The sequence below is a fragment of the Latilactobacillus parafuchuensis genome (assembly GCF_055271665.1).
This window is the reverse complement of record NZ_CM143875.1, coordinates 1408858-1432832: the sequence shown is the minus strand read 5'-3', so window position 1 is coordinate 1432832 and position 23975 is coordinate 1408858. Positions and strand designations below refer to the sequence as shown.

The window sequence follows — 23975 nt, the reverse complement described above, 5'->3', positions numbered from 1 at the left end:
AGCCAACTTCTTCCGTCTAGCTACGAATCGCAATTTATGACTAAACCCAGTCATAACTCACAATTCTAGGCTATACTCAGAAGCTAATCGGCTGAGTTTAGCACTCAATTGAAACCCTAGTTCTGTCACAGCTAGTTCTAATAACTTCCAAAGACGTGGGTTGTGAAGCTATTGCTCCCCGAGGCCCGACCGACGTATGATTGAATCCCTTCGACCGAGCTAACCGAAATATCCAACGGAATATTGCGCGGTAAATACTTATCCGCAGCGGTTGCAATGTACTGTGTAAAACTCATAATTTCGGTTTCACTGTAGAATTGCGTATTGACCGTAATATTTAACCCAGACAAGACGCCTTCTTCATAATGCGCTTGCGCCGTCACCCCGCTTAAATTCGGGAAGAACGTTTGAATTTGTTCTTTAAAACTGGTGAATGCATCGGCATCACTTTGATTGACCGCCTTTTCATCACCGGTAATTGGGAAAACTTGATTTTCTTGGTTCATTGAATGCCAAGAATCAATGGTCGTGCTGCCATTTTTGCTGATTCCGTACGCGAAGTAAGTCCCACCAACGAGACTATCTTTAGTTGCTTGTTTGTAGAGCCCAATCACAATCGTGGCCTGACTCATCCCTTTTTTCTGACGCATTCGGGTCAACACTTTATTGGCCATCTGTTTGCCCTGTTGTTCCAGCATCGCCGTTGAAATCTTGGTTTGATAGGTTGCGCCATACTGTTCCTTGGTATAATAATCAACTTGGTTCATCCCAAGACCGATACTCATCCCAGAAAGCGTACCATCTTGGCTCAAATAATCTTGTTCTAAGATTTGTTGGAGATACAACGGATTTCGTTTAGTCGGTTCAGTTTGACCGTTATCTTCAGGATTCAAACCGACCGTATTAGTTTTTGATTTACGCGCTAACCATTTTTGGGCTTCCGTCGTTTTTAAACTTTGGCCCTCTTGGAAAATATATTTAGACGTTGGAAATTGTTTTTTGGATAAGGTTAATAAACCATTTTCAAGACTCTTAACATCAAATGACGTGTTGCTTTGTTCTGACGTTAAGCCTCGGGTTTGGCTGGTTTTATATTGGCCATTCGTGATGACACCTTCGTACATGCTGTCAGTCACCTTACCGGTTGTTTGTAACTTTTTAGTGGATTTACTAGATGTGTCTGATGATGAGCTACTTTGAGTGCTCGTACAACCCGCTAATAATAGCAATGCTGCCGTTGCAACGACCCATAATTTATATTTTGCCACTGAAAATGGTGCCTCCTTAGTCCTAATTGCTTCTTATTATACCCAATTTAGATCGATTAAGCCAAATAACCTGCTAATTCAGCTTCTGTGATGATCGGAATCGATAACGCTTCAGCTTTCGCCAATTTGCTACCCGCGTCAGCCCCAACAATCAGAAAATCAGTTTTCTTGGAAACCGAACCGGTCACTTTGGCCCCGTTAGCTTCCAATTGTTGTTTCAAATCATCGCGCGTATACTGCGTCAATTTACCCGTTAAGACAACGGTTTGACCATTAAAGAAGCTATCACTATCGCTAGCCTGCTCTTGGGTTACGCCGGTGTAAGTTAAATTAACGCCAACCGTTACGAGTTCCTGCATCAATGTCTGCACTTGGCTATCGGCCAAATAGGTCACTAAACTGTCAGCAATAATCAAGCCAATCGTATCAACTTCGATCATCTCTTCAGCCGTCGCAGTCATTAGCGCGTCCATCGTTTTGAAATGTTCGGCTAATAAGCGTGCGGCCTTGGCGCCGACGTGGCGAACCCCTAATCCAAATAATAACCTTTCTAACGAGTTCTGACGACTAGCATCAATCGCTTTTAATAAATTATTAATAGATTTTTCTTTAAAATTATCAAGTTGCGCTAAATCAGTCGCCGTTAATCGGTATAAATCCGCGACATCTTTCACTAATTGCTGTTCCCACAACTGTTCGATAATCCGGGGGCCTAACCCGTCAATGTTCATCGCATTGCGCGAAGCAAAATGGGTTAACTGTTCCTGAACTTGTGCTGGACACATCGGATTAATACACCGTAAGGCCACTTCTTCATCCAGATGGACTAATTCATGCTGACAAGACGGACAATGCGTTGGCGCTTGATAAGGTTCACTATTTGCGGGCCGTTTTGCCAAGACGACTTGTGAAATTTCCGGAATAATATCGCCGGCTTTATGCAACAAGACCGTATCGAACAAACGGACATCTTTGGCGGCAATTAAATCCGCATTATGCAAGGAAGCTCGCGCAACCGTAGTCCCCGCTAATTGAACGGGATCCATAACAGCGGTCGGGGTCACAACCCCAGTCCGTCCAATCGTCCATTCGATTTCGCGGACCACCGTTGCCGCTTCTTCTGGCGGAAATTTATAAGCAATTTCCCAGCGTGGAATTTTAACCGTATTGCCTAATTGCCGTTGCAGTACCAAATCGTTAACCTTTAAGACAATCCCGTCAATTCCGTAGGCTAAGTCATCCCGCGTGGTTTGGTACCGGTCAATGAACGCTTGAACCTCGGTCATATCCTGACAAACGGTCGCGGTCGGATTAACATTAAAGCCGAGTTCAGCTAAGACCGTCAAAGCTTGCGCTTGAGTCGTCGCCTGAACGTCATCAAACGTCACAATTGTGTACATAAACGCACTTAGATTTCGGGACTCTGCCACTTTGGCATCCAGTTGACGTAAACTGCCGGCTGCCGCGTTCCGCGGATTGGCAAACGGTGCTAAACCGTCTGCCTCTCGTTGTTGGTTCAAAGCCGCAAAAGAAGCCTTAGGCATAAAACATTCGCCGCGCACTTCAATTGAAACCGGTTTGGTTAACGTCATCGGAATCGCTTTAATCGTTTTTAAATTCTGCGTAATATCTTCGCCAATCGTCCCATTGCCCCGAGTTGCCCCACGTACAAATTGACCTTGGTCATAAATCAAATCAATCGCCAGACCATCAATCTTGAGTTCCACATTGTATTCAATCGCTTGTGCCGTATTTTTTCGTAACCGATCATCAAACGCTGCGAGTTCTTCGGGTGAAAAAACATCGCCCATCGACAACATCGGCACCGTGTGGGTGACTTTCTTAAACCCTGGTAACACATCCCCACCGACTTTTTGGGTCGGTGAATCATTGGTGACGATTGTGGGAAAGGCCGCCTCCAACTGTTCTAAATCATGATAAGCTTCATCGTAGACGTGATCTTCAACCACTGGTGCGTCTTTTGTATAGTAAGCCTCATTATAAGTGGCGAGCGCTTGCCGTAATGTTTGGGCAGCGATTGCCGCTTCTTCTTGTGTATATTGATCAATTGATTTGGCTAATCCCATCTCGGTCCTCCTACTATTAATCAGTGACTTTTTCAATTGGCGCAAAGCTAGCAAGTAGTCGTTTAACGCCTTGTTCTTTAAACGCAATATCGAGTTCTTGGTCATTGCCTGCGCCGTTAACTTTCACAACGGTGCCAATGCCCCATTTTTTATGTTGCACTTTTTGACCCGCTTGCCAGCTACCGCTATTATCGCCACCAGTTGTATCGGCAATCTTATGACTCGTCGTGGCTTGGCCTTGACCATAAGTGGTCGCCGTTGCCCGGGCATAACTATTCTGACGACCAAACGGTACTTTACGTTCGGGAATACTACCAGCGTTTCCGTTGGCGTAATCCAATAATTTATCATCAATTTCGCCGATAAAACGCGACGCTTGGTTACTTTGTTGGCGCCCATATAACATTCGTGAATAAGCATTGGTTAGATACAACTTACTTTCGGCCCGCGTAATGCCGACATAGGCTAATCGTCGCTCTTCTTCGAGTTCGTCTTCTTCCATTAACGCTCGTGATAATGGGAAAATGCCTTCTTCAAGACCCATCAAAAAGACGACGGGGAATTCTAACCCTTTAGCCGCATGTAAGGTCATCATCGTGACTTCACTGGCTTCTTCTTCAACGGAATCTAAATCCGACACCAATGATAATTCGGCCAAGAAATCCACAAATAAATCACTATCATCTTCTTCGGGTTCGTAATGTGCGTCAAACTGGGTCGTCACTGATAATAATTCTTCAATATTTTCAAGACGACTTTGTGATTCGAGCGTATTTTCGATTTCTAACGCTTTTTTATAACCTGTTTTAGCCAATAATTCTTCAGTTAACTGGGTGACGTTTAAGAATTCGCGCATCTTGGTTAAATCGCCAATCACGTTACCAAAATCAATTAAGGTCTTGCGACTCTTAGCTGGAATCGTTGATAATTCAGCATTTTGGGCCGCTTCTAAAAGTGACCATTGATGATCTTCCGCAAATTGATTGAGTTTTTCTAATGTTCCGGGGCCAATCCCACGTTTAGGACTGTTGACTACCCGTTCAAAACTCATCGAATCGGACGCATTAACCACTAACCGTAAATAAGCTAAAATATCTTTAATTTCTTTACGATCGTAAAATTTATGCCCGCCGACCATTTTATACGGCATGTTAGCTTTGACGAAGGATTCTTCAATCACCCGTGATTGAGCGTTGGTCCGGTATAACACGGCAAAATCACCAAAGTGGCGATGATTTTTCGTTATTTCTTCTTGAATTTTTGTGATGACAAATAGGGATTCATCCCGTTCACTTTGACCACGGTAATACGTGATCAACTCGCCATCTTGATTATCCGTCCACAACTCTTTGGGCTTACGGTATTGATTATGATTAATCACCCCGTTAGCGGCTTCCAAAATGGTTTTCGTTGAACGGTAATTTTGTTCCAACATCACTGATTTAGCAGCTGGATAATCATGTTCGAAATTCATGATGTTATCCATATTAGCGCCCCGCCAACCGTAGATACTTTGATCAGCATCCCCAACCACACAGAGATTTTGATACTTTTCAGCCAACATATTAACTAACGTATATTGGGCTTCATTGGTATCTTGGTATTCATCAACGTGAATGTATTGAAATTTATCTTGATAATAAACTAAGGTTTCTTTATTTTCTTTAAATAACCGGATTGTTTGCATGATTAAATCATCAAAATCTAACGCTTGATTTTGATGGAGTCGTTTTTGATATTCGGCATAACATTTAGCCACAATTTTTTCAAAAGGACTGTTGGCTAACCCGACGTAATCGGCCGGCGTTTGCAATTCATTTTTAGCGTTACTAATCGTCCCTAAAATCGCTTTAGGTTCAAACTTCTTCGTGTCGATGTTTAAATCCCGACAAACGTGTTTCATCAACGTTAATTGTTCGGACGGATCGGCAATCGTGAACGCGCGATTATAACCAATCTGTTCAATTTCACGTCGTAGAATCCGGACGCATAAGGCATGGAAGGTCGAGACCCAAACATCTTGACCGTTATCGCCCAATAAAGCACAAACCCGTTCACGCATTTCACGCGCCGCTTTATTGGTAAACGTAATCGCTAGAATGCGCCAAGGTAAGACGTGTTTTTCTTCAATTAAATAAGCCACGCGGTGGGTTAAAACCCGCGTCTTGCCACTACCGGCACCGGCCATAATTAATAAGGGGCCTTCCGTTGCTAAGACCGCTTCAGCTTGCTTATCGTTCATTCCTTTTAACAATTCTTGTTCAGACAAAATCTTCATCCTTCCGTAAATGCAATCAGCCTATAGTATACCAAATTAGCTAACTAGAAAAAAGCGAACAGCAATCACTAAAATAGAAATTGAATTCGCTAATTTTATCGCTTGACCTGGGACGCGTTTCATAAATTATACTCAGTTTATCAACAGAAAGGTGGATATCATGATGATTAAATATATTGTTTCCGATTTAGATGGCACACTCTTGGATCAAGCTGGGCAACTTTCCGAAAAAAATAGTTCGGCGTTAACAAAAACCGAATTGCCAGTAACTCTGGTCTCTGCCCGTGCACCGCAAACGATGATGCCGAGCATTCAACAATTAGCGTTAACCGGTCCACAGATTGCCTTTAATGGCGGCGTTATTTTTAAAGCGAGTGGTGATTTCCCACTGATTCTGGCGGAACATCCGCTAAAGCGTCGCACTGCGCAACAATTAGTCGCCGCACTTCAACCTGAATTCCCAGAAATCAGTCTGAGCGGTTATGATTTACAGAATTGGTACGTTCAAGGCATCGATGACCAAGTGACCGCAGAAGCAACCTTAACCCATCAATCGCCACGTTTAATGAATCTGTCACAATTATTAACCAATCCAGTGGCGAAACTCTTCAAATTAGTCGTTGCGAGCGATGATCCTGAACGACTCGCGCAAATTAATACCTTTATTAACGATTTGGCGTTAACTGATATTGCAGTCCAACAATCACAAACGCAATCACTCGAAATAACCGCCGACTGTGCCACTAAAGAACAGGCATTAGCGACCATTTTAGATGCGGAACAATTAACGGCGGAACAAGTCGCTGCTTTTGGCGATGGCCCCAACGATCAAGCGATGTTACAGTCGGTTGCCCACCCAATTGCGATGCAAAATGCCGTCGAATCGGTCCAAGCAATCAGTCAATTCGTTACCAAATCGAATGTGCACGATGGCGTTAGTTATGGTATAAAGAAATATATCACCAAATTTAATCGAAAAGTAGGTTAGGACCATGCCAACCATTCGCGATATTGCGCGTCAAAGTGGCTATTCAGTTTCCACCGTTTCACGCGTTTTAAATCATCAGAAATACGTTTCAAAACCAGCACAACAAGCCGTTGAAAGAGTGATTAAAGCGCTCGATTACGTGCCCAACAGCTTAGCGCGGGATTTAAGTTTCGGGCAAAATAAAAATATCGGGGTCGTTTTACCACACAACGACCATCCGTATTTCAATCAACTGTTAAACGGGATTATGGACGCCGCCTTTACGAGTGGTTACCACATCGTTTTACTCCCGTCCGAATATAATCAAACTGTTGAATTAGATTACCTTGAGCAGCTAAAACGTAAAAACTTCTCCGCACTCATTTTCACCTCCCACGGTCTGCCCCTGTCAGTCTTGGCGCAATACGCCCAGTACGGTCAAATTGTCTGCTGTGAAGACACCGGCGACTATCATCTGTCAGCCGTTTATTCTAATCGCGAACCGGCCTACTTAGCCGCCTTTAAACACTTGGCGACATTAAATGTCCGACAAATTGCAATTTTATTGAGTCGTAATTTAGAACAAAGTCCGACCAGTTCAGCGATTATGGCGGCTTATCAACAGGTTTTCCACCATAAACCGGCAGAAAAATTAGTGATTGGTGGGATGACTAGTTTTAACGATGGTTATCAAGCCGCTAAAACGTTGCATGCACGGCAATCCAACATCGACTGTTTCTTTACCAACGGCGATGACATTGCGACCGGCGTGCGTCAATATTATCTCGATCAAGGTTTAACCTCGCCGCTACTATTCGGTCAAGAAAACCAGCTCTCCAGTTTCTTATTGCAATTTCCAACGATTGACCACCATTTCTTCACCGTCGGTCAAAAAGCATTCGAAGTGGCTTTGAGTACTGAACACCAAAAATTTAGTTTCGAATCAGAACTGATTGTGCCTAAATGACAAACAAAAAAGTGCCAATCGCTAAAAAATAGCGGTTGGCACCTTTTTGTTGCTCAGTTGCTGACCAGTTCAGTCAGCACTCTTTTCTAAAACGCGTTTTTACTTACAGCTTCCTGTGCTTAGTTACGTTAGGTAAACAAAGTCTATAACCCAGACTTTATTCACCTAACTAGACTAATGCTCAGAAGCACCCGTAAGTAAAATCGCTCTTAATCAAATACTCTTTCAAATATTTCTGCGATTCTTTGTAGGTGCCAGTGGTAGTCGAAGGCGTCGTCTAGGTCAGCTTGGGTTAGTTGGCTTGTGACTTTTGGATCGGCTTCTAATAATTGACGGAAGTCTTTTTGTTCGTCCCACGCTAATGCGGTTTTGGGTTGCACCAAATCGTAGGCCGCTTCACGGCTTAAACCAGAATCAACCAACTTCAATAAAACACGTTGGCTGTAAATTAAACCGTGCGTTAAGTTCATATCGGCTTGCATTTTTTCGGGGAAAACCGTTAACGTATCAATGATTTTCGTAAAACGTTGTAGGATATAATCCAATAAAATCGTCGTGTCGGGTAGAATAATTCGTTCGGCTGAACTATGTGAAATATCTCGTTCGTGCCACAGCGAGACATCTTCCATCCCGGTAATCATGTGTCCGCGAATAACACGGGCTAAGCCGCTGACGTTTTCAGAACCAATTGGATTCCGTTTATGGGGCATTGCTGAGGAGCCTTTTTGACCCTTCGCAAAAAATTCTTCGACTTCACGGACTTCGGTACGCTGCAGATGGCGAATTTCGGTTGCAAAATGTTCAATCGAAGTCGCTACGACCGCCATCGCATTGATGTAGTCCGCATGTAAATCACGCGGTAAAACTTGGGTTGACACATCTTGCGCCCGAATGCCTAATTGATTAGTCACGTATGCTTCAATCTCGGTTGGAATATTCGCAAAGGTACCAACCGCGCCACTCATCTTACCAGCTTCAACACCTTGGGCCGCCCGCTCAAAGCGGTCTTGATTGCGTTTCATTTCAGCATACCAAGTGGCCATTTTTAAACCAAACGTCGTGGGTTCAGCGTGGACCCCATGTGTTCGCCCAATCATGACCGTATTCTGGTATTCATAGGCTTTTTGTTTTAAGACGGCCATCAATTTTTCAATGTCCCCCCGAATTAAATCATTTGCTTGTTTCAAGATATACCCTTGGGCCGTATCGACCACGTCGGTTGAGGTTAGACCATAGTGAACCCATTTTTTCTCAGCGCCGAGTGATTCTGAAACAGCGCGGGTGAAAGCCACCACGTCATGGTGGGTAATCTTTTCTAGTCGATTAATTTCGTCAACGTCAAATTGTGCATTCGCGCGAATCTTCGCCGCATCTTCGACTGGAATATCACCGAGTTGCGCCCAAGCTTCTACCGCTAAAATTTCAACTTCTAGCCAAGCTTGATACCGATTTTCAGTGGTCCAAATCGCACCCATCTCTGGGCGCGTATAGCGTTCTAACATATCAATTCCTCCAAGAATTACGCTTTTGCATGATATAAATCAGCGGCTTCTAATTTTTCCAACAAGGGATTGACGGCCGACCCAACAGCGGTCAGATTCCCTAATTGTTGGTGATCTTTCAGTTGATACACATTAAAATACCAGTCTGGTTTAATTTTCATTTGCGTCTTCACTAATGGCAAGCTCGCTTCTTGAATGTTCAATGTCACACCAGCGTTATTCAACCGTGCTTCACCGATTGCTAATTGGCAAATCGCTTTTAAATGGTATTCATACTGTGAAAAATTCAATGTGCGTTCCAAAACATTGCCCGAAATATGTGGGGTCGGTACCAGCCGTTTCACGTAAATATTCATATCTGGTGTTAAGAAGAATTCAATCCCAAAGACCCCAACGTAATCCAATTTTTGACCAATTAGATTCGCCAATCGATTAATCTCAGCCGCAACGGTTTGATCAATCCGTGCCGGCACGATTGATAATTGTAATTGATGATCTTGGTAATCATTTTCAACAATCGGCAAGACCGTCAAATCACCCTGCACGTCTTTAGCAACCATCACGGATAATTCTTGCGCATCAGGAATCCAAGATTCTAATAGATAGGAACCTAGTTGTAAGAAATCTGTCAATTGGTCTAAATCTGCCGGTTCTTTAATAAAGCGTTGATATTGTTTACCAAAACCCTTTTGGATCGGTTTTAAAATACAAGGATAACCAATTGAATCGATGCCTTGTTGAATATCTTCGACATCCACCACCGTGGTTGATGGTGGAATGTTAATGTTTAAATCATCTAAGAAAACCCGTTCTAAATAACGGTCCTGAGTGACGGACAGCACACTGCTGCCTTGCGGTAAATAATAGTTCTGTGCAAGCTGCTCCAGTAATGTTTCATCTAATAATTCGTCTGTATAAGTTAAGACTTGGCAAATATCACCTAATCGCGCTAAGTCTGCATACTGGTTTGGATCACCTTCAACTTGCGCATCTAAAATGCTAGCAAGCGGTGTGTCTTGAATCTGCGCGTTGACGATCATCGCCACTTTATAACCCATTTTTTTAGCCGCGAGTGCTAGTAAAAAAGCCCGTTGGTCATTTCCGATAATTCCGATCATCTGTCCTGGATAAATAACTGGCATCTGTTTCCCTGCTTTCTTATCCGACTAATCATGGATAACTAATTACTCTTTATTATAACCAACTTAACCCCTATCTGCACAATACTTTGCCATTGTTAAGCTTTTTTTAGCAAAAAAAAGAAGCCGTTCAGCTTCTAAACGTGCTTCTCAAGCAAGCTTCTCCGCCTAACTACATAACGGGTATCATGGTTAAAATTCAAACCACAATGCCCGTTATTAGGTTATGCTCAAGGTCAAATCGCTTGTGTGAGCACTTCTTCCTAAACGTGCTTTTGAGTTGCAACAACTTCCGCTTAACCAAAAATTCCCCAATTATCTTAAAATCAAGATAACTGGGGAATTTCTCTGTTAATGCTCGGTTGCTGCCCGCAACTCAACGCACTTATTTATTTTAACGTGCTTCTACACACAGGCTCTTGTGCTTAGCTACGCTTCATAAACAAAGTCTAAAACCCAGACTTCATTTACGAAGCTAGGCTAATGCTCAGAACCTACCGTGTGCATCAGCACTCACTTATTTATCTTCAACAAAAACGACTTCGCCATTTTCAAAAGCAGCAATCCGTGCTAATGATTCCACGTGGATTCCGCGAGCGTCTAATAATTCGCGTCCTTTTTGGAACGTCTTTTCAATCACAATCCCAACGCCTTCAAGTTGTGCATTAGCTTGTTCAATGATTTCTAGTAAGCCTTCGACTGCTTGTCCGTTGGCTAAGAAATCGTCAATCACTAGTACGCGGTCATTTTCATCAATGAATTTCTTAGAAATCGAAATATGATTATTGACTTTCTTAGTATATGAATATACGGTTGCGCTATACATATTATCTTGTAGCGTTAAACTCTTGTGCTTTCTAGCAAAAACAACGGGAACGTGAAATGAAAGCCCAGCAAGGACTGCAGGAGCAATCCCAGATGATTCAACGGTTAGAATCTTCGTGATGTTCGCATCTTTGAATAACCGATAGAATTCTTCACCCATCGCTGCCATCAAATCAGGGTCAACTTGATGATTCAAAAAATTATCAACCTTTAAAACATCTTCGCCTAATACTTGACCATCTTTTTTAATTCGTTCCTCTAATAATTGCACACAAAGCACTCCCTTATTCTTATTTTCATTCATGACAAACCACTTTAATAGTTGCCCTGAATGCTATTTTCTGAAATAGAATTAAAAATAGGTTACCATAAAAAAAAGCACGCAACAAGCTAAATTATGCGATTTAGCCGATTGTCATGCACTTTTTGATGATTATTGATCATATTGATTTAGTTGATAGGTTTTAACAATTTCAATCAGCTTTGCCGGATAGTCCGGATCAGTCGCGTAACCGTCTTGTTTTAACGCCGCAGCGGCTTGCTGATAATCCGTCGCCGCAATCACGTGTTGGTACTGATTCGGATTCCACGTCGTCCCTTTGGCAAACAGCAACACGTGATCCAACATCGACGCCTGATAATCATCATAGACTCTAAACCGCGCGGTCGTCGTAATCCATTGCCCATTTAAATACTCTTTAGTCGTCATCGCTTTAGTGTTGGCTGGGTCATCCCCCTTAATCCCAAAATAATTATGATAATCCGCTGCTAACGTGCTTTTCCCCCAATCACTTTCCAAAATAGCCTGGGCTAGTGTGATACTCGGTAACACGTGATAGTCGGTTTGTAATTTCTGAGCGTAAGGGACCATTTTCTTAATGAACTGCTGTTTTTGAGCGGCTTTAGAGAGTTGTTCTTGTTTCGCTTCTTTTGCTAACCGGGCTTGCATTTGTTCGCCGTGATACTGGACCAATAAAACGAGCCCGACACCAATCGTAAAAAGAGCCACTAAAACAACCACTAACCAATCAGTTGGTTGTCGTTTTTTAGAAACATACTTTTTAACGGTGCGCCGCTTTTTATTCGGTGTTTTTCTTTTTTTAGTTGCCAATAATCTGCCTCATTTGAATTCAATCTATCCCTACATTGTACACAAAAAATAACAGATAACCAACGATTTGCATAAACAACATTAATTCCTATTCAATCGCTTTCTTGTTATAATATGGCATGTATTCGATTTCAATATAAAGGACTGATTAATTTTGACAACACTCAACTGGGGTATTATGGGCCTAGGCAACATCGCCGGCAGTTTCGCCACTTATTTCGATCAACCTGATGGTCAAATTTATGGGGCCGCTTCACGGTCACTCGAGAAAGCGACTGCCTTTACCACTCAATACGGGATTCCACACGCTTATGGTAGTTATGCCGAAATGTTAGCCGATCCCGCCATTGATATCATCTATATTGCAACGCCGCATAATTTTCATTTTGAAGGGATTATGGCCAGTTTAAACGCCGGTAAACACGTCTTCAGTGAAAAAGCGATTACGATGAACCGCCATGAATTAGCAACTGCTAAGGCGCTTGCCACTGAAAAAAATTTGGTATTGGCCGAAGCAATGACCATTTATCACATGCCACTGTTTGATGAGATTGAAGCTCAACAAAAAGCCCGCCAGTTAGGCGCTTTAAAATCAATCCAAGTCGCCTTTGGTAGCTATAAAGAACTTGATCCAACCAACCGTTTCTTCAATCCAGCCTTGGCTGGTGGCGCGATGTTAGACATTGGCGTTTACGCCTTAGCCTTTGCCCGCCGGATGTTGACGGCCAAACCTGAATTAATCGCGACCCAATGGGTACCCGCTGAATCGGGCGTTGATCAACAATCGACCTTATTATTAAATAACGCACACGATGAAATGGTGACGGTCACTTTGAATTTACACGCTAAAATGCCCAAACAAGGCGTACTGGTTTACGAAAACGGCTATGTTACAGTCAATGACTATCCCCGTCCTGATCAAGCCACACTGACCCTGCCAGATGGTCAAACGGAAACGATTCAAGCTGGTGATGCCTCTAACGCCATGAATTATGAAGTCCACGACTTCCAAGAAACCGTTCGTGGTCATCAACCCAATCACACCCTTGAACTCACGAGTGATGTGATGGACATCATGACTGATGCCCGCGCACAATGGGGATTTGTTTATCCGTTCGAAAAACCCGAAGATTTAAAATAATACAGCCCATATTAATAGGCGTTTGATTTCAAAATCGAAATCAAACGCCTATTTTTGACCCTGACTCAATCAGTCCCTCACAATTCTTTATGCAGGACAACCATATCTTGTAATTGAATTCCATTTTCAATAATTGGCCTTTGATATTGGTCAAAGAACCGAGGCCGAACGTCACTAAAGCGGAAGCCTTGATGCATGTAAAAAGCGATGGCTTCAAAGCTAGCATCCCCAGTACCAACCACTAATTGATGATAATCCTGATTACTGAGTTGTTCGATTAGTAGTTCAATTGCTTGCCGACCATAACCGTGTCGTCGGTACTCTGGGAGAATGCCCAAATTCTTAATCTCAATGCGTTTAGCACCAGCTGGTACATAATGCAATGCACCAATGATTTGACCGTTATCTTGCAACAACCACAATTGCCCGTAGCTTAAATAACGTTGAACCATCGCTTCTTCCGCATCGCCAATCAATAAATAAGCCATCAATGCATGGCGCTTTTGGACCGCAATTTTTTGATAAGTTAACATGTTCATGCCTACTTTCTAATCCACAAAAAAAGCGACTGTTCCCAGCCGCTTTGGTTAATTTAGTATATTAAAGTTTGTTAACGTTAACAGCTTGTGGGCCGCGATCGCTTTCTTCGATATCGAAAGAAACGCTTTGACCTTCTTCAAGCGTCTTGTAACCGTCGCCTTGGATAGCTGAGAAATGTACGAATACATCACTACCATCTTCGCGAGTTACAAAGCCATAACCTTTTTCTGCGTTAAACCATTTTACAGTTCCGTTTTCCATGAGAAAAATCCTCCTTGTGTCGTAATGACACGTATATATTTGTGTATTTCTGTCGGTACAATGGAAGAAAGTTCTTTTGAAAACTATCGAACCATAACCTTTCAAAAAGTACAAACATAGTGTAACACAGAAAAAAAGCATTAACAACCTTTTAGATTGAAAAATAAAACGTTTTCTATTCAGTTTTATCAAACCTTTTCAATTTAATGTCTCACTATGTTTCGCCTTTTAATTAATAGGAAATCATTTGGCATTTTCGCTTTTTTACGCTAAGATAGAAACATATTCTCAAACCATTGGAGTGCATTAATCATGTTAAAAAATTTAAAACGATTCCTGCCCATTCTCGCCCTCGTCTTCTTCTTAGCGAGCTGCGATCAACCGCTCAATACTAAACAACAAGTTAAAGAAGATCTTAAATCACTCCAACAGATTTCGGCTACCCAGCAGACAGCGTTAACGGCACTTGAGTCAGCTGGTCAGAGTGAGTCGGTTGCTTATCTTAAAATCCAAAAACAATATCCTGATCAAAATCTATTAGAAGTCCCGACGACTAAGATGGCCCAAGCAACGGCCAAACGAGCTGACGCTTATCAGACCTTGAAAGACCAACAAAAAGCGCTCAAACCAGTTGCACAACGTTTATTGAAAGTCGCCAAACAGGATAATGCCGACTTACCAACTGAAGCCATTAAAGATTTAAATCAAAGTATTAAGATTTCGACACTCGATTACACGACGCTTTCTAATTTCTATCAAGCCGCGGTTACTGCAGAAGCTGATTTCTATGCTGATCATCAAGATGCCAAAGCAACCTCTACTGATTTGGAATCGCCGATTAATCGCTTAAATCAGTTTTATAGTTCAGTTTATCAACAAGCCGAAATCGCTAAAGTCAATATCAACACCGTGACGGCGCAAATCAAGAAAGTGCAAACGGGCTTGAAGTAAAGCAACGCATGAAAACCACCAAAACTAATTGCCGGTTTTCATGCGTTTTTATCGCTCGCTAATCGTAGCGTGCTATTTTGGGTGACAAAACCCAATTTTTGATAGAGTTGGGTGGCAATTTGATTATTCCCCAACGTTGTCAATTCTAGATAAGCCAGTTGTTGCGTTTGTTGCCACGCTTGAGCTGCTTGAATCAGTTGACTAGCCACACCAGTCCGTCGTACTTCAGGTTGGACGAATAGTGCAGTCAAGTAGGCAAAATAATGTGGGATAAATAGCGCTGAATCAGTGGTCCGCGCCGTTGTCACATGGCAGAACCCCGCTATTTGTTGGTCACTTATTCGTTGCACATACACCGCTTGATTGGGGTCGGTCAGCATTTTCTCCCATTCAAAAAAATCGGGACTATAGTTGGCTTGATAAGTGGTTGGTTGTAATTGATGCATTTCAGTCGTTAACTGTTGATACTGACGTGTTAATGCCGCAATATCGGCTAAAGTCGCTAATTCAATCATCTTGAATCCTCCTGGTTATTAAATAACAATTGACTTCAAAACAAAATTCTCTTATACTAATGTACGTGGCATCAAGTCATAATGCAAGTGTCGCGGGTGTGGCGGAATGGCAGACGCGCAAGATTAAGGATCTTGTCGGGAATTTTCCCGGTGGAAGTTCGAGTCTTCTCACCCGCATTCATTTTTAACCAGAACGAGGTCTTTAGGGCCTCGTTTTTTTGTGCTTAAAGCGATTGATTGAATCTAAACCGGTAAATGGCTATAATATCAGTAAATCAACATGAGAGGAATATCCCTATGACTCATAAAAATTCATCCGCCTATCGTATTAGTATTCTAGCGATTTTAACGGCGTTACTATTAGTTCAAAGTTTCGTGCCAATGGTTGGCTATATCAACATCATCCCCGGATTACCGGCAGTCACGACCGTCCACTTAACCGTCATTCTTGGTGCTGTCATTCTTGGCACACGTGGCGGTTCAACGCTGGGGTTAATCTGGGGGATTCTATCCCTCATCCAAGCTTACACCGCCCCAGGCGATCCGTTGTCCTTACTGATTTTTCAAAATCCGATTATCGCGATTTTACCCCGGGTCTTAGTCGGCACCGTTGCGGGAATTACTTTTGAACACCTACAACATTCTCGAATTACCAAACCCGGCGCAATGGCTTTGGCCGGTGTCTTAGGTGCCTTGGTGAATACGACGTTAGTTATTTTGCTAACTTGGGTTTTCTACAGCCATCAAGCATCTGGCATGTACCATACCGATCCTAGCCGTTTAATCATCGTGATGTTGGCGGCGGTTGCCGTTAATGCCATCATGGAAGCAATCCTTGCAGGCATTGTCACCCCATTAATTGGCACACCACTCATGCGGTTTAAACGTTAATAAGTAATCAAATAGGCATGCTTATCCTGAATACTCCGGATAAGCATGCCTATTTTTATTCACTAATTTCAGTCTTGAGATGCACTAATCGGCCGCGACAAAGACGACAGACATAGCGGTCAACATTAATTTGACGTTGGCGTTGATAGACCTGACCACAACTTTGACAACGATACGTTTCAATCTTACGGGTTTTAACTTTTTTTAAACTAGGCGGTGCATATCGTGCACCACCAACTTGTTGCAACAATTGTTTAAAAGCAACATCTCGATGACGATAACCTTGATGGCCTAGGTGCAAATGATAATGACACAATTCGTGTTTAATCACACCCACTAATGTCGCCTGATCATGTTCCGTTAACATCTTGGGATTGATATCAATATGATGGTCGCCCAGATGATACCGGCCCCCCGTCGTCTTTAGTCGTCGGTTAAAATTAGCCTGGTGCTCAAATGGCTGCTGAAATGCGGTCAATGAGATGTTTTGAATCAGTTGTGTCAGTTCTTGATCCGTCATCTTAGTCGTTGGTTTTAGGGGCCTTCATGGTTAATTGCACCCGTTCCCGTTCTTGATCGACACTCAACACCCAGACTTGGACAATATCACCGACCGCGACTTCATCAGAAGGATGTTTCACAAAATGATTGGCCAATTGTGAAATATGGACTAACCCATCATGCTTAACGCCAATATCCACAAACGCGCCGAAATCGATCACGTTGCGGACGGTCCCTTCCAAGGCCATATTTGGTTTCAAATCAGCCATCGTCAAAACATCTTGACGTAACAACGGGGCCGTCATTTGATCCCGTAAATCTCGACCCGGTTTCTGTAAACCGGCTAAGACATCTTGCAAGGTTTCAGCACCGAGTTCTAAATCGGCCATCAATACTTCAAACGACTGTTGTTGAATCGCTTGTTGTAGTTCTGGTGTACCTAAGGCCGCCAATGTTAATTTCACGGTTTTTAGAATGGCCTTAGCGGCAACGTAACTTTCAGGATGAATATCAGTATTATCGAGTGGATTCGTCCCGTTGATAATCCGTAAAAAACCAATCGCTTGTTCATAAGCTTTGGGTCCTAATCGTGGTACCTTCTTCAAGTCACTGCGTTTTTGATATAACCCATTATCATCACGATACTGCACAATATTTTGCGCCGTCGTGCCGGTTAAACCTGAAATTTTCTGTAATAATTGTGGACTGGCCGTATTAACGTTAACGCCGACACTATTAACCACATCTTCAATCACGGTATCCAATTGCGCCGTCAATTCTTTTTGCGCCACATCGTGTTGGTATTGGCCCACGCCAACTGCTTGTGGATCAATCTTAATCAATTCTGCCAATGGATCCTGTAGACGGCGGGCAATACTAATCGCACTCCGTTCTTCAACGTGTAACTCTGGAAATTCAGCACGCGCCGTATCGCTCGCCGAATAAACTGAGGCCCCCGCTTCATTGACAATTACGTAAAAAATTTCCCAGGAAATTGTTTTTAAAATGTCCGCGACAAATTCTTCAGATTCCCGACTAGCGGTTCCGTTACCAATTGCAATCATTTCAACGTGGTATTTGAGTAGAAAATTTTTAAATTCATCAGTGGCAGCTGCTCGTTGTTTAGCCGAAGCCGGTTTATGCGGATAGATAACCAACTTATCTAAGAACTTGCCCGTGCCATCAACCACGGCCAGTTTACAACCCGTCCGATACGCCGGATCAAAGCCTAACACGACTTTGCCCTTTAATGGCGGTTGTAATAATAAATGCTTTAGATTATCGCCGAAAACGGCAATCGCTTGTTGGTCAGCCTTGATTTTTAATTGTTTTCGTAATTCACGGTCAATCGCCGGGCCAATAAAGCGTTTATAGGCATCTTCAATCGCCATTTGAATCAAAGCCGTACTAGCGGTTTGTTGCCCCCTGAATAATGCTTGCGCGATATGGCCCGTGATCATCGCATCGTTAATTTGAATCTTACCCTTCAGAATGCCCTCGCGTTCGCCACGCGCAATCGCTAAGTATTGATGATCAGCGACTTTAGCCAAGGGCGCCGTAAAATCATAATAGATTTGATAAACCTGTTTGTCATCTTTTTCGTCATCTTTAGATTGGCTAACTAATTCGCCATTGCGCCAAGTGTATTGACGCGTCCATTCTCTAAAAGTAGCGACTTCACTGATTTTTTCGGCTAGAATTTCATGAACACCCGCTAAAACGGCCGTCTGGTTCGTTAAATCCTGTTCAGGATTAATAAATTCAGCCGCCTTGGCTTGTAACGTCGCTTCCGACCAATTAGGTGTTTTTTCAATCGCGTCGGCTAACGGTTCTAAACCAGCTTCCTTGGCAATTGTGGCTTTCGTTCGACGTTTTTGTTTATACGGTAAGTATAAATCTTCCAAAACTTGCAGTTGTTTAGCTGTTTCGATTTGTTTTTGTAATTGTGGCGTTAATTTCTGTTGTTCCGTGATATTTTTAATAATATCAGCTCGACGTTTTTCTAACGTCGTTAAATAGTCAAACGTACTTTCGATTTCACGAATTTGAACTTCGTCTAAACTCCCCGTTCGTTCCTTCCGATAACGCGCCACAAAGGGGACGGTGTTGCCTTCGGCGAGCAATCCTAAAGTGGCTTTAATTTGTTTCGGTTGGTATTGCGTTAATTGGGCAGTTACTAATTGTTGAATGTCAGTCATACTCGTTATCTCCTCATCATTTTGATGCAATCAAAAAAACAGCTTCCACGCTGGAAACTGTTCTCATCTACTTTAAGCGAGCGTTGAAATTTTTTCAATATATTTAGAAAATTGATCAGTCGCTGCATCTTGACGCATTTCTGACGCCACAAAAGCCTGCATGTCGATTGTTTGATCATCGTGCATACTTGTAATCAAATCTTCGCAAGCTTGAATGAAGTCGCTGTAAGCGCCCATTAAGCGTTGATTATTCCCCATCAAGCGAGCAGGAACGGCAACGGTCTTAAACTTAGCCAATGCTTCGTGATATTGATCAACGCCATCGCGGAAAATTTGAGCAGTTGTTTGATAATCTTGTTCGCTCATTTCAGCTAATTTACCAGTTGATAAAGCTTCCTTCAAAGGTGCGAAATACTTACTCATGCCTTCTTGGGCTTTTTCAGTTGTATCGATTAAATCATTAACGGCTTGACCGTAGTGCGCCATCTTTTGTTGTGTTTTATTCATGTTAATCCTCCTAATATCCTATGCTTTAGTATACTAATTCTAATAACGGCTTGCAATTAAAAGTTTGAAATCGACCGATGCGTTCTGCATCCAAAAAAGCCAACCATAGTTAAATTCACTATGATTGACCCATTTTTAAATCCTCAAAAACTGATTGATTCAAAATTTACCCGCGAGCTGCGGCACTCTTTCTTAAACGTGCTTCTCGAACTAGCCTTTTCCGGTTAACTACAAAGCAACAATCATGGGTAAAATCGCCCATAATTGTTGCTTTTAGGTTAATCCTCAAAGACTGATCAGTTCGAACCAGCACTCTTTCTTCTTTGGAAGAATTTTACTATTTCTACGATGACGATTAATAAGAATGAAGCGGCGATGACAATGCCCCATTGATATAAATCTAAATGTGAAACGTGGAATAAGCCGTTTAGGCCCGGTACCATAATCGTTGCTGCCAATAGGACAAATGATGCTAGGACCGCCCAGTTAAATGATTTATTTCTGAATAACCCGACCGTAAAGATTGATTGGTGGACTGATTTAACGTTAAACGCGTGGAAGAGTTGAATCAACCCTAACGTTGCATACGCCATCGTCAAGGCATCCGCATGTGCTAAACCACTTGCTTGATGCACGGGATAGGTGATTGCTAACGCATAAACCGCTAACGTAATCCCACCTTCTAATAACCCTTGATAGATAATCGCTTGGAAAACGCCACCTGAGAAGAAGTTTGATTTACGACCACGTGGTTTTTGATCCATAATACCGGGTTCAGTCGGTTCAACCCCCAAGGCAATCGCTGGGAACGTATCTGTGACTAGATTAATCCACAAGATATGCACTGGTTGTAAAATCTGCCAACCTAATATGGTCATCATAAACAAGGTTAAAACTTCACCCAAGTTTGCTGATAAGAGATATTGAATTGATTTTTGGATATTGGCAAAGACTTTTCGGCCTTCTTTAACCGCAACGACAATCGTTGAGAAATTATCATCTGCTAAGACCATATCACTGGCCCCTTTAGACACTTCAGTCCCCGTAATCCCCATACCAATCCCGATATCCGCTGATTTCAAGGCCGGCGCATCATTGACACCATCACCGGTCATGGCAACCACTTTACCGTGTTTCTGCCAAGCTTTCACGATCCGGACCTTATGTTCTGGTGCCACCCGTGCATAAACCGCGTATTGTTCAACTTGATCAGCAAATTGTTGATCATCTAATTGATCCAATTCAGCACCCGTAATCACGGCAGCATCAGCGTGTTCATCGTCTTTAATGATTCCTAAACGAAGCGCAATCGCTTCAGCTGTATCGCGGTGATCACCAGTAATCATTAAAGTCCGAATCCCGGCTGAATGCGCATCAGTAACGGCTTGTTTGGCTTCTGGCCGTTCAGGATCAATCATCCCTACTAACCCGGCAAAGACTAACGATTGCTCTAAACTTTCGTCTACGGTCGTTGGTTTTTCAGGCAAGATTCGGTAAGCTAACGCCAAGACCCGTAAGGCTTGTTTGGCCAGGTTGTGGTTGGTTTGTAATAAGAAGTCTTTTTCAGTGTCATCAAAGACTTGGATTTCGCCATTTTGATCGATATAATGACTAACTCGTTTGAATAATTCATCGGGTGCGCCCTTGGTCGTCATTAAGAATTGACCATCGGCTTGTTGATGAATAGTCGACATTAATTTCCGTTCTGAATCGAACGGTACTTCAGCCACTCGTGGCAAGTCCGTTAAAGTTTGTTGTAGATTAAAGTCTTTCAATTGACCGTAAGCCACTAACGCCGTTTCAGTCGGATCGCCAATCATTTGGCCTTCTTCAGTAATCTTGGTGTCGTTGGCTAAATTCATAATCTTCAACGTTAAATTATCAGCTGGCAATGCAGCCGATGCATCTTGTAATTGATTATTGGTAAAGATTTTTTCGACAGTCATTTGGTTCATGGTTAAAGTTCCGGTTTTATCAGACGCGATAATGTCGGTACTACCTAACGTTTCAACAGCGGGCAATTTACGGACAAGTGCCTTCCGTTTCACCATTTTTTGCGTTCCTAAAGCCAAAATAATCGTGACAATTGCTGGCAAGCCTTCTGGGATTGCCGCAACCGCTAACGAAATCGCCGTTAATAACATATTAATTGGTGATTGCGCGTGGCGTAGATAACCGACCACGAAGACAATCGCTGCAATAATTAAAATCATAATCGTTAAGGTTTTACCTAATTGACTCAAGTTCATTTGTAACGGTGTCGTTGTTTCATCCGCTTGGTTTAACATGCCCGCAATCCGACCAACTTCGGTTTGCATCCCAATTGCAGTGACAACGCCTAGCCCACGACCGTAAGTGACGTTACTATTCATAAACGCCATATTCGTTCGGTCGCCAATACCACTTTCAGCATCGGTCAATACACCAATTTGTTTGTCGACTGGCACTGATTCACCGGTTAAGGCCGATTCTTCAATCTTTAAGGCCGCTGATTCAATCAAGCGCAAATCGGCCGGGACAATATCGCCAGCTTCTAATAAAACGATATCGCCGACAACTAAATCTTCACTCTTAATTTTAACAATCTGACCGTTCCGACGTACGTGTGCATCGGGCGTCGCCATTTCTTTTAACGCATCAATCGCCTGTTCCGCTTTAGCTTCTTGAAAAACGCCAAAAACCGCATTTAAAATGACCACGGCTAAAATAATAAACGCATCCGGCCATTCATGTGCTAAAAAGCCAGCAATCATCGCTGCCACTAATAAAACAATAATCATGAAATCTTTAAACTGTTCTAAAAAACGAATCACTAAGCCTTTCCGTTTCTTTTCAGTTAACTGATTCTTCCCATTTTGTTCTAACCGAGTCGCAACTTGTGTCGTGCTTAACCCTTCAGAACTGGTCTCCAAAGCCGTTAAAGTCTGCTCCGGTGATTGTGTAAAGTATTGTGTTTCCGTCATGTATTACGCCTCCTATTATAAACTCAGGGGTAAAAAAAGAGACTTACAGGAATTCAAAGAATTCCCATAAGTCTCACTAATTAAGATAACACCAGAATATTGTCTTGTTGGTGGCGTTATCGCAGCTAGGCTGCCAGTTACTCCCTTATCGTTAATCCTATTATAAGGCATAACCAATTCAAAACGCAAGTAATTTGTTATAAAAAGATTGCAAACTTGAGTGGGATTAACGGGGAACGTGTGCTCACCTGAAACGTGCCTTGGTTCGCAGACTTCTGCGCCTAGCTACGTTTCGCAAATAAAGTTTTTCCAAGACTTTATTTGCGAAACTAGGCTAATGCTCAAAGCCTGATCAGTTCGAACCAGCACTCTTCCATAACGCGCTTTTTAGTTGCAACAACCTCCGCTTAACCTAAAATCGCCAATTATCTTAAGTTCAAGATAACCGGCGATTTTCTGTTAATGCTCAGTTGCTAAACGCAACTAAACACGCTTACTTCCAGAATGTGTCAAATACCGTTATTGGTAAATGACGTTTGTGTTCTGTTTTTTGGTACCAATTTTCAATTTTTTCGGCCGCCGTCTCTGAAACTTCTCGGCCTTCTAAATAGTCATCAATTTCTTGATAAGTCACGCCCAACGCTAATTCGTCCGGTAACGCTGGTCGGTCTTCTTCTAAATCGGCAGTCGGTATTTTCTCGTATAAATGCGTCGGTGCGCCTAGTTCTGCTAATAATGCTTGGCCTTGGCGTTTATCTAATCGGAAAATAGGCGCCAAATCAGCGCCACCATCGCCAAATTTCGTGTAAAAACCGGTGATTGATTCAGCAGAATGATCGGTGCCTAAAACAACTCCCTGATTTTCACCGGCAATCCCGTATTGCGCAATCATCCGCACCCGGGCTTTGATATTTCCTTTATTGAAATCACTCACGGTCACACCGGTTTCAGCTAGAGCAGCGACCATCGTATCAACCGATGCTTTAATATTGACCCGCTTTGTTTGGTCCGCTTGCATAAAGTCAATCGCCGCCATCGCGTCTGATTCATCAGCTTGTTCACCATAGGGTAAGCGAACGGCGATAAACTGATAGGCTTGATCACTCGTTTCGGTCCGCATTTCTTGCATTGCTTTTTCAGCCAACGCGCCAACCAAAGTTGAATCTTGGCCCCCTGAAATTCCCAACACATACGTTTTTAAAAACGTATTTTGGTATAAATAATCCTTTAAAAAATCGACTGAACGCCGAATTTCAACTGCCGGATCAATCGTTGGTTGTGTTTTTAAGGCTGCAATAATCGCTGTTTGTAATGGTCGCATCTTCATTCTCCTTTAGACTAATTACCATCAGTCTATTACGCT

The 23975-nt window shown here is 42.7% G+C and carries 20 protein-coding genes and 1 tRNA gene; 6 read left to right on the top strand and 15 right to left on the bottom strand.

The window, feature by feature from the left end:
* Positions 1–137: 137 nt before the first annotated feature.
* The 3 genes from ACVPPQ_RS07015 to pcrA are packed head-to-tail and all read right to left on the bottom strand — an operon-like array spanning position 138 to position 5633.
* Complete coding sequence (locus ACVPPQ_RS07015) at positions 138–1268, bottom strand: CamS family sex pheromone protein (RefSeq protein WP_463493588.1); 1131 nt, start codon at positions 1266–1268, stop codon at positions 138–140.
* A gap of 56 nt (positions 1269–1324) precedes the next feature.
* Positions 1325–3355, bottom strand: coding sequence for an NAD-dependent DNA ligase LigA (gene ligA, locus ACVPPQ_RS07010; protein WP_463493586.1), 2031 nt, complete (start codon positions 3353–3355; stop codon positions 1325–1327).
* A 16-nt stretch (positions 3356–3371) separates the two neighbouring features.
* A complete protein-coding gene (gene pcrA / locus ACVPPQ_RS07005; protein WP_463493584.1) occupies positions 3372–5633 on the bottom strand; it encodes a DNA helicase PcrA in 2262 nt (753 codons plus the stop codon).
* 163 nt (positions 5634–5796) lie between these two features.
* On the opposite strand from pcrA, the gene ACVPPQ_RS07000 reads away from it, so the two are divergent.
* Together ACVPPQ_RS07000 and ACVPPQ_RS06995 are read left to right on the top strand one after the other, a co-directional pair.
* Entirely contained in the window at positions 5797–6621 is an 825-nt protein-coding gene (locus ACVPPQ_RS07000; RefSeq protein WP_463493582.1) for an HAD family hydrolase, read from the top strand.
* 4 nt (positions 6622–6625) lie between these two features.
* Positions 6626–7567 (top strand): LacI family DNA-binding transcriptional regulator, encoded by a 942-nt coding sequence (locus tag ACVPPQ_RS06995; protein ID WP_463493580.1) that lies wholly within the window; start codon positions 6626–6628, stop codon positions 7565–7567.
* Positions 7568–7776: 209 nt separating this feature from the next.
* On the opposite strand, the gene purB is transcribed toward ACVPPQ_RS06995, so the two are convergent.
* The 4 genes from purB to ACVPPQ_RS06975 form a co-directional block, all read right to left on the bottom strand.
* Positions 7777–9069: an adenylosuccinate lyase gene (gene purB, locus ACVPPQ_RS06990; RefSeq protein WP_463493578.1), complete on the bottom strand. Its 1293-nt coding sequence runs from the start codon at positions 9067–9069 to the stop codon at positions 7777–7779.
* Positions 9070–9086: 17 nt separating this feature from the next.
* Positions 9087–10211: an ATP-grasp domain-containing protein gene (locus ACVPPQ_RS06985; protein ID WP_463493576.1), complete on the bottom strand. Its 1125-nt coding sequence runs from the start codon at positions 10209–10211 to the stop codon at positions 9087–9089.
* A 514-nt stretch (positions 10212–10725) separates the two neighbouring features.
* Entirely contained in the window at positions 10726–11304 is a 579-nt protein-coding gene (locus ACVPPQ_RS06980; RefSeq protein WP_025083248.1) for a xanthine phosphoribosyltransferase, read from the bottom strand.
* 162 nt (positions 11305–11466) lie between these two features.
* On the bottom strand, positions 11467–12054 hold the full coding sequence (locus ACVPPQ_RS06975; RefSeq protein ID WP_051552816.1) for a glycoside hydrolase family 73 protein: 588 nt from the start codon (positions 12052–12054) through the stop codon (positions 11467–11469).
* Between the two features lie 241 nt (positions 12055–12295).
* On the opposite strand from ACVPPQ_RS06975, the gene ACVPPQ_RS06970 reads away from it, so the two are divergent.
* Positions 12296–13285 carry a Gfo/Idh/MocA family protein gene (locus ACVPPQ_RS06970; protein ID WP_463496349.1) on the top strand — a complete coding sequence of 330 codons (990 nt, stop codon included), beginning with the start codon at positions 12296–12298 and terminating at the stop codon, positions 13283–13285.
* A 77-nt stretch (positions 13286–13362) separates the two neighbouring features.
* Here the strand turns inward: ACVPPQ_RS06970 and ACVPPQ_RS06965 are convergent, their stop codons facing one another.
* Positions 13363–13818 (bottom strand): GNAT family N-acetyltransferase, encoded by a 456-nt coding sequence (locus tag ACVPPQ_RS06965; protein ID WP_463493574.1) that lies wholly within the window; start codon positions 13816–13818, stop codon positions 13363–13365.
* Positions 13819–13885: 67 nt separating this feature from the next.
* On the bottom strand, positions 13886–14086 hold the full coding sequence (locus ACVPPQ_RS06960) for a cold-shock protein (RefSeq protein ID WP_025083252.1): 201 nt from the start codon (positions 14084–14086) through the stop codon (positions 13886–13888).
* Between the two features lie 312 nt (positions 14087–14398).
* Between ACVPPQ_RS06960 and ACVPPQ_RS06955 the strand changes: the two genes are divergently transcribed.
* A complete protein-coding gene (locus tag ACVPPQ_RS06955; protein WP_025083253.1) occupies positions 14399–15037 on the top strand; it encodes a hypothetical protein in 639 nt (212 codons plus the stop codon).
* Between the two features lie 38 nt (positions 15038–15075).
* Here the strand turns inward: ACVPPQ_RS06955 and ACVPPQ_RS06950 are convergent, their stop codons facing one another.
* Positions 15076–15552 (bottom strand): N-acetyltransferase family protein, encoded by a 477-nt coding sequence (locus ACVPPQ_RS06950; RefSeq protein WP_463493572.1) that lies wholly within the window; start codon positions 15550–15552, stop codon positions 15076–15078.
* A 92-nt stretch (positions 15553–15644) separates the two neighbouring features.
* Between ACVPPQ_RS06950 and ACVPPQ_RS06945 the strand changes: the two genes are divergently transcribed.
* Together ACVPPQ_RS06945 and ACVPPQ_RS06940 are read left to right on the top strand one after the other, a co-directional pair.
* Positions 15645–15729: transfer RNA gene (locus ACVPPQ_RS06945), tRNA-Leu, on the top strand.
* Between the two features lie 120 nt (positions 15730–15849).
* Positions 15850–16443, top strand: a complete 594-nt coding sequence (locus tag ACVPPQ_RS06940) for an ECF transporter S component (protein WP_056950627.1) — start codon at positions 15850–15852, stop codon at positions 16441–16443.
* Between the two features lie 55 nt (positions 16444–16498).
* On the opposite strand, the gene ACVPPQ_RS06935 is transcribed toward ACVPPQ_RS06940, so the two are convergent.
* The 5 genes from ACVPPQ_RS06935 to nadE form a co-directional block, all read right to left on the bottom strand.
* Positions 16499–16963 (bottom strand): SprT family protein, encoded by a 465-nt coding sequence (locus ACVPPQ_RS06935; RefSeq protein ID WP_463493570.1) that lies wholly within the window; start codon positions 16961–16963, stop codon positions 16499–16501.
* A gap of 1 nt (position 16964) precedes the next feature.
* On the bottom strand, positions 16965–19142 hold the full coding sequence (locus ACVPPQ_RS06930; RefSeq protein ID WP_463493568.1) for a Tex family protein: 2178 nt from the start codon (positions 19140–19142) through the stop codon (positions 16965–16967).
* A 72-nt stretch (positions 19143–19214) separates the two neighbouring features.
* Complete coding sequence (locus ACVPPQ_RS06925) at positions 19215–19649, bottom strand: hypothetical protein (protein ID WP_413476437.1); 435 nt, start codon at positions 19647–19649, stop codon at positions 19215–19217.
* Between the two features lie 296 nt (positions 19650–19945).
* Positions 19946–22612, bottom strand: a complete 2667-nt coding sequence (locus ACVPPQ_RS06920; RefSeq protein ID WP_463493566.1) for a calcium-translocating P-type ATPase, PMCA-type — start codon at positions 22610–22612, stop codon at positions 19946–19948.
* Positions 22613–23105: 493 nt separating this feature from the next.
* Entirely contained in the window at positions 23106–23933 is an 828-nt protein-coding gene (gene nadE / locus ACVPPQ_RS06915; RefSeq protein ID WP_463493564.1) for an ammonia-dependent NAD(+) synthetase, read from the bottom strand.
* Between the last annotated feature and the right edge of the window lie 42 nt (positions 23934–23975).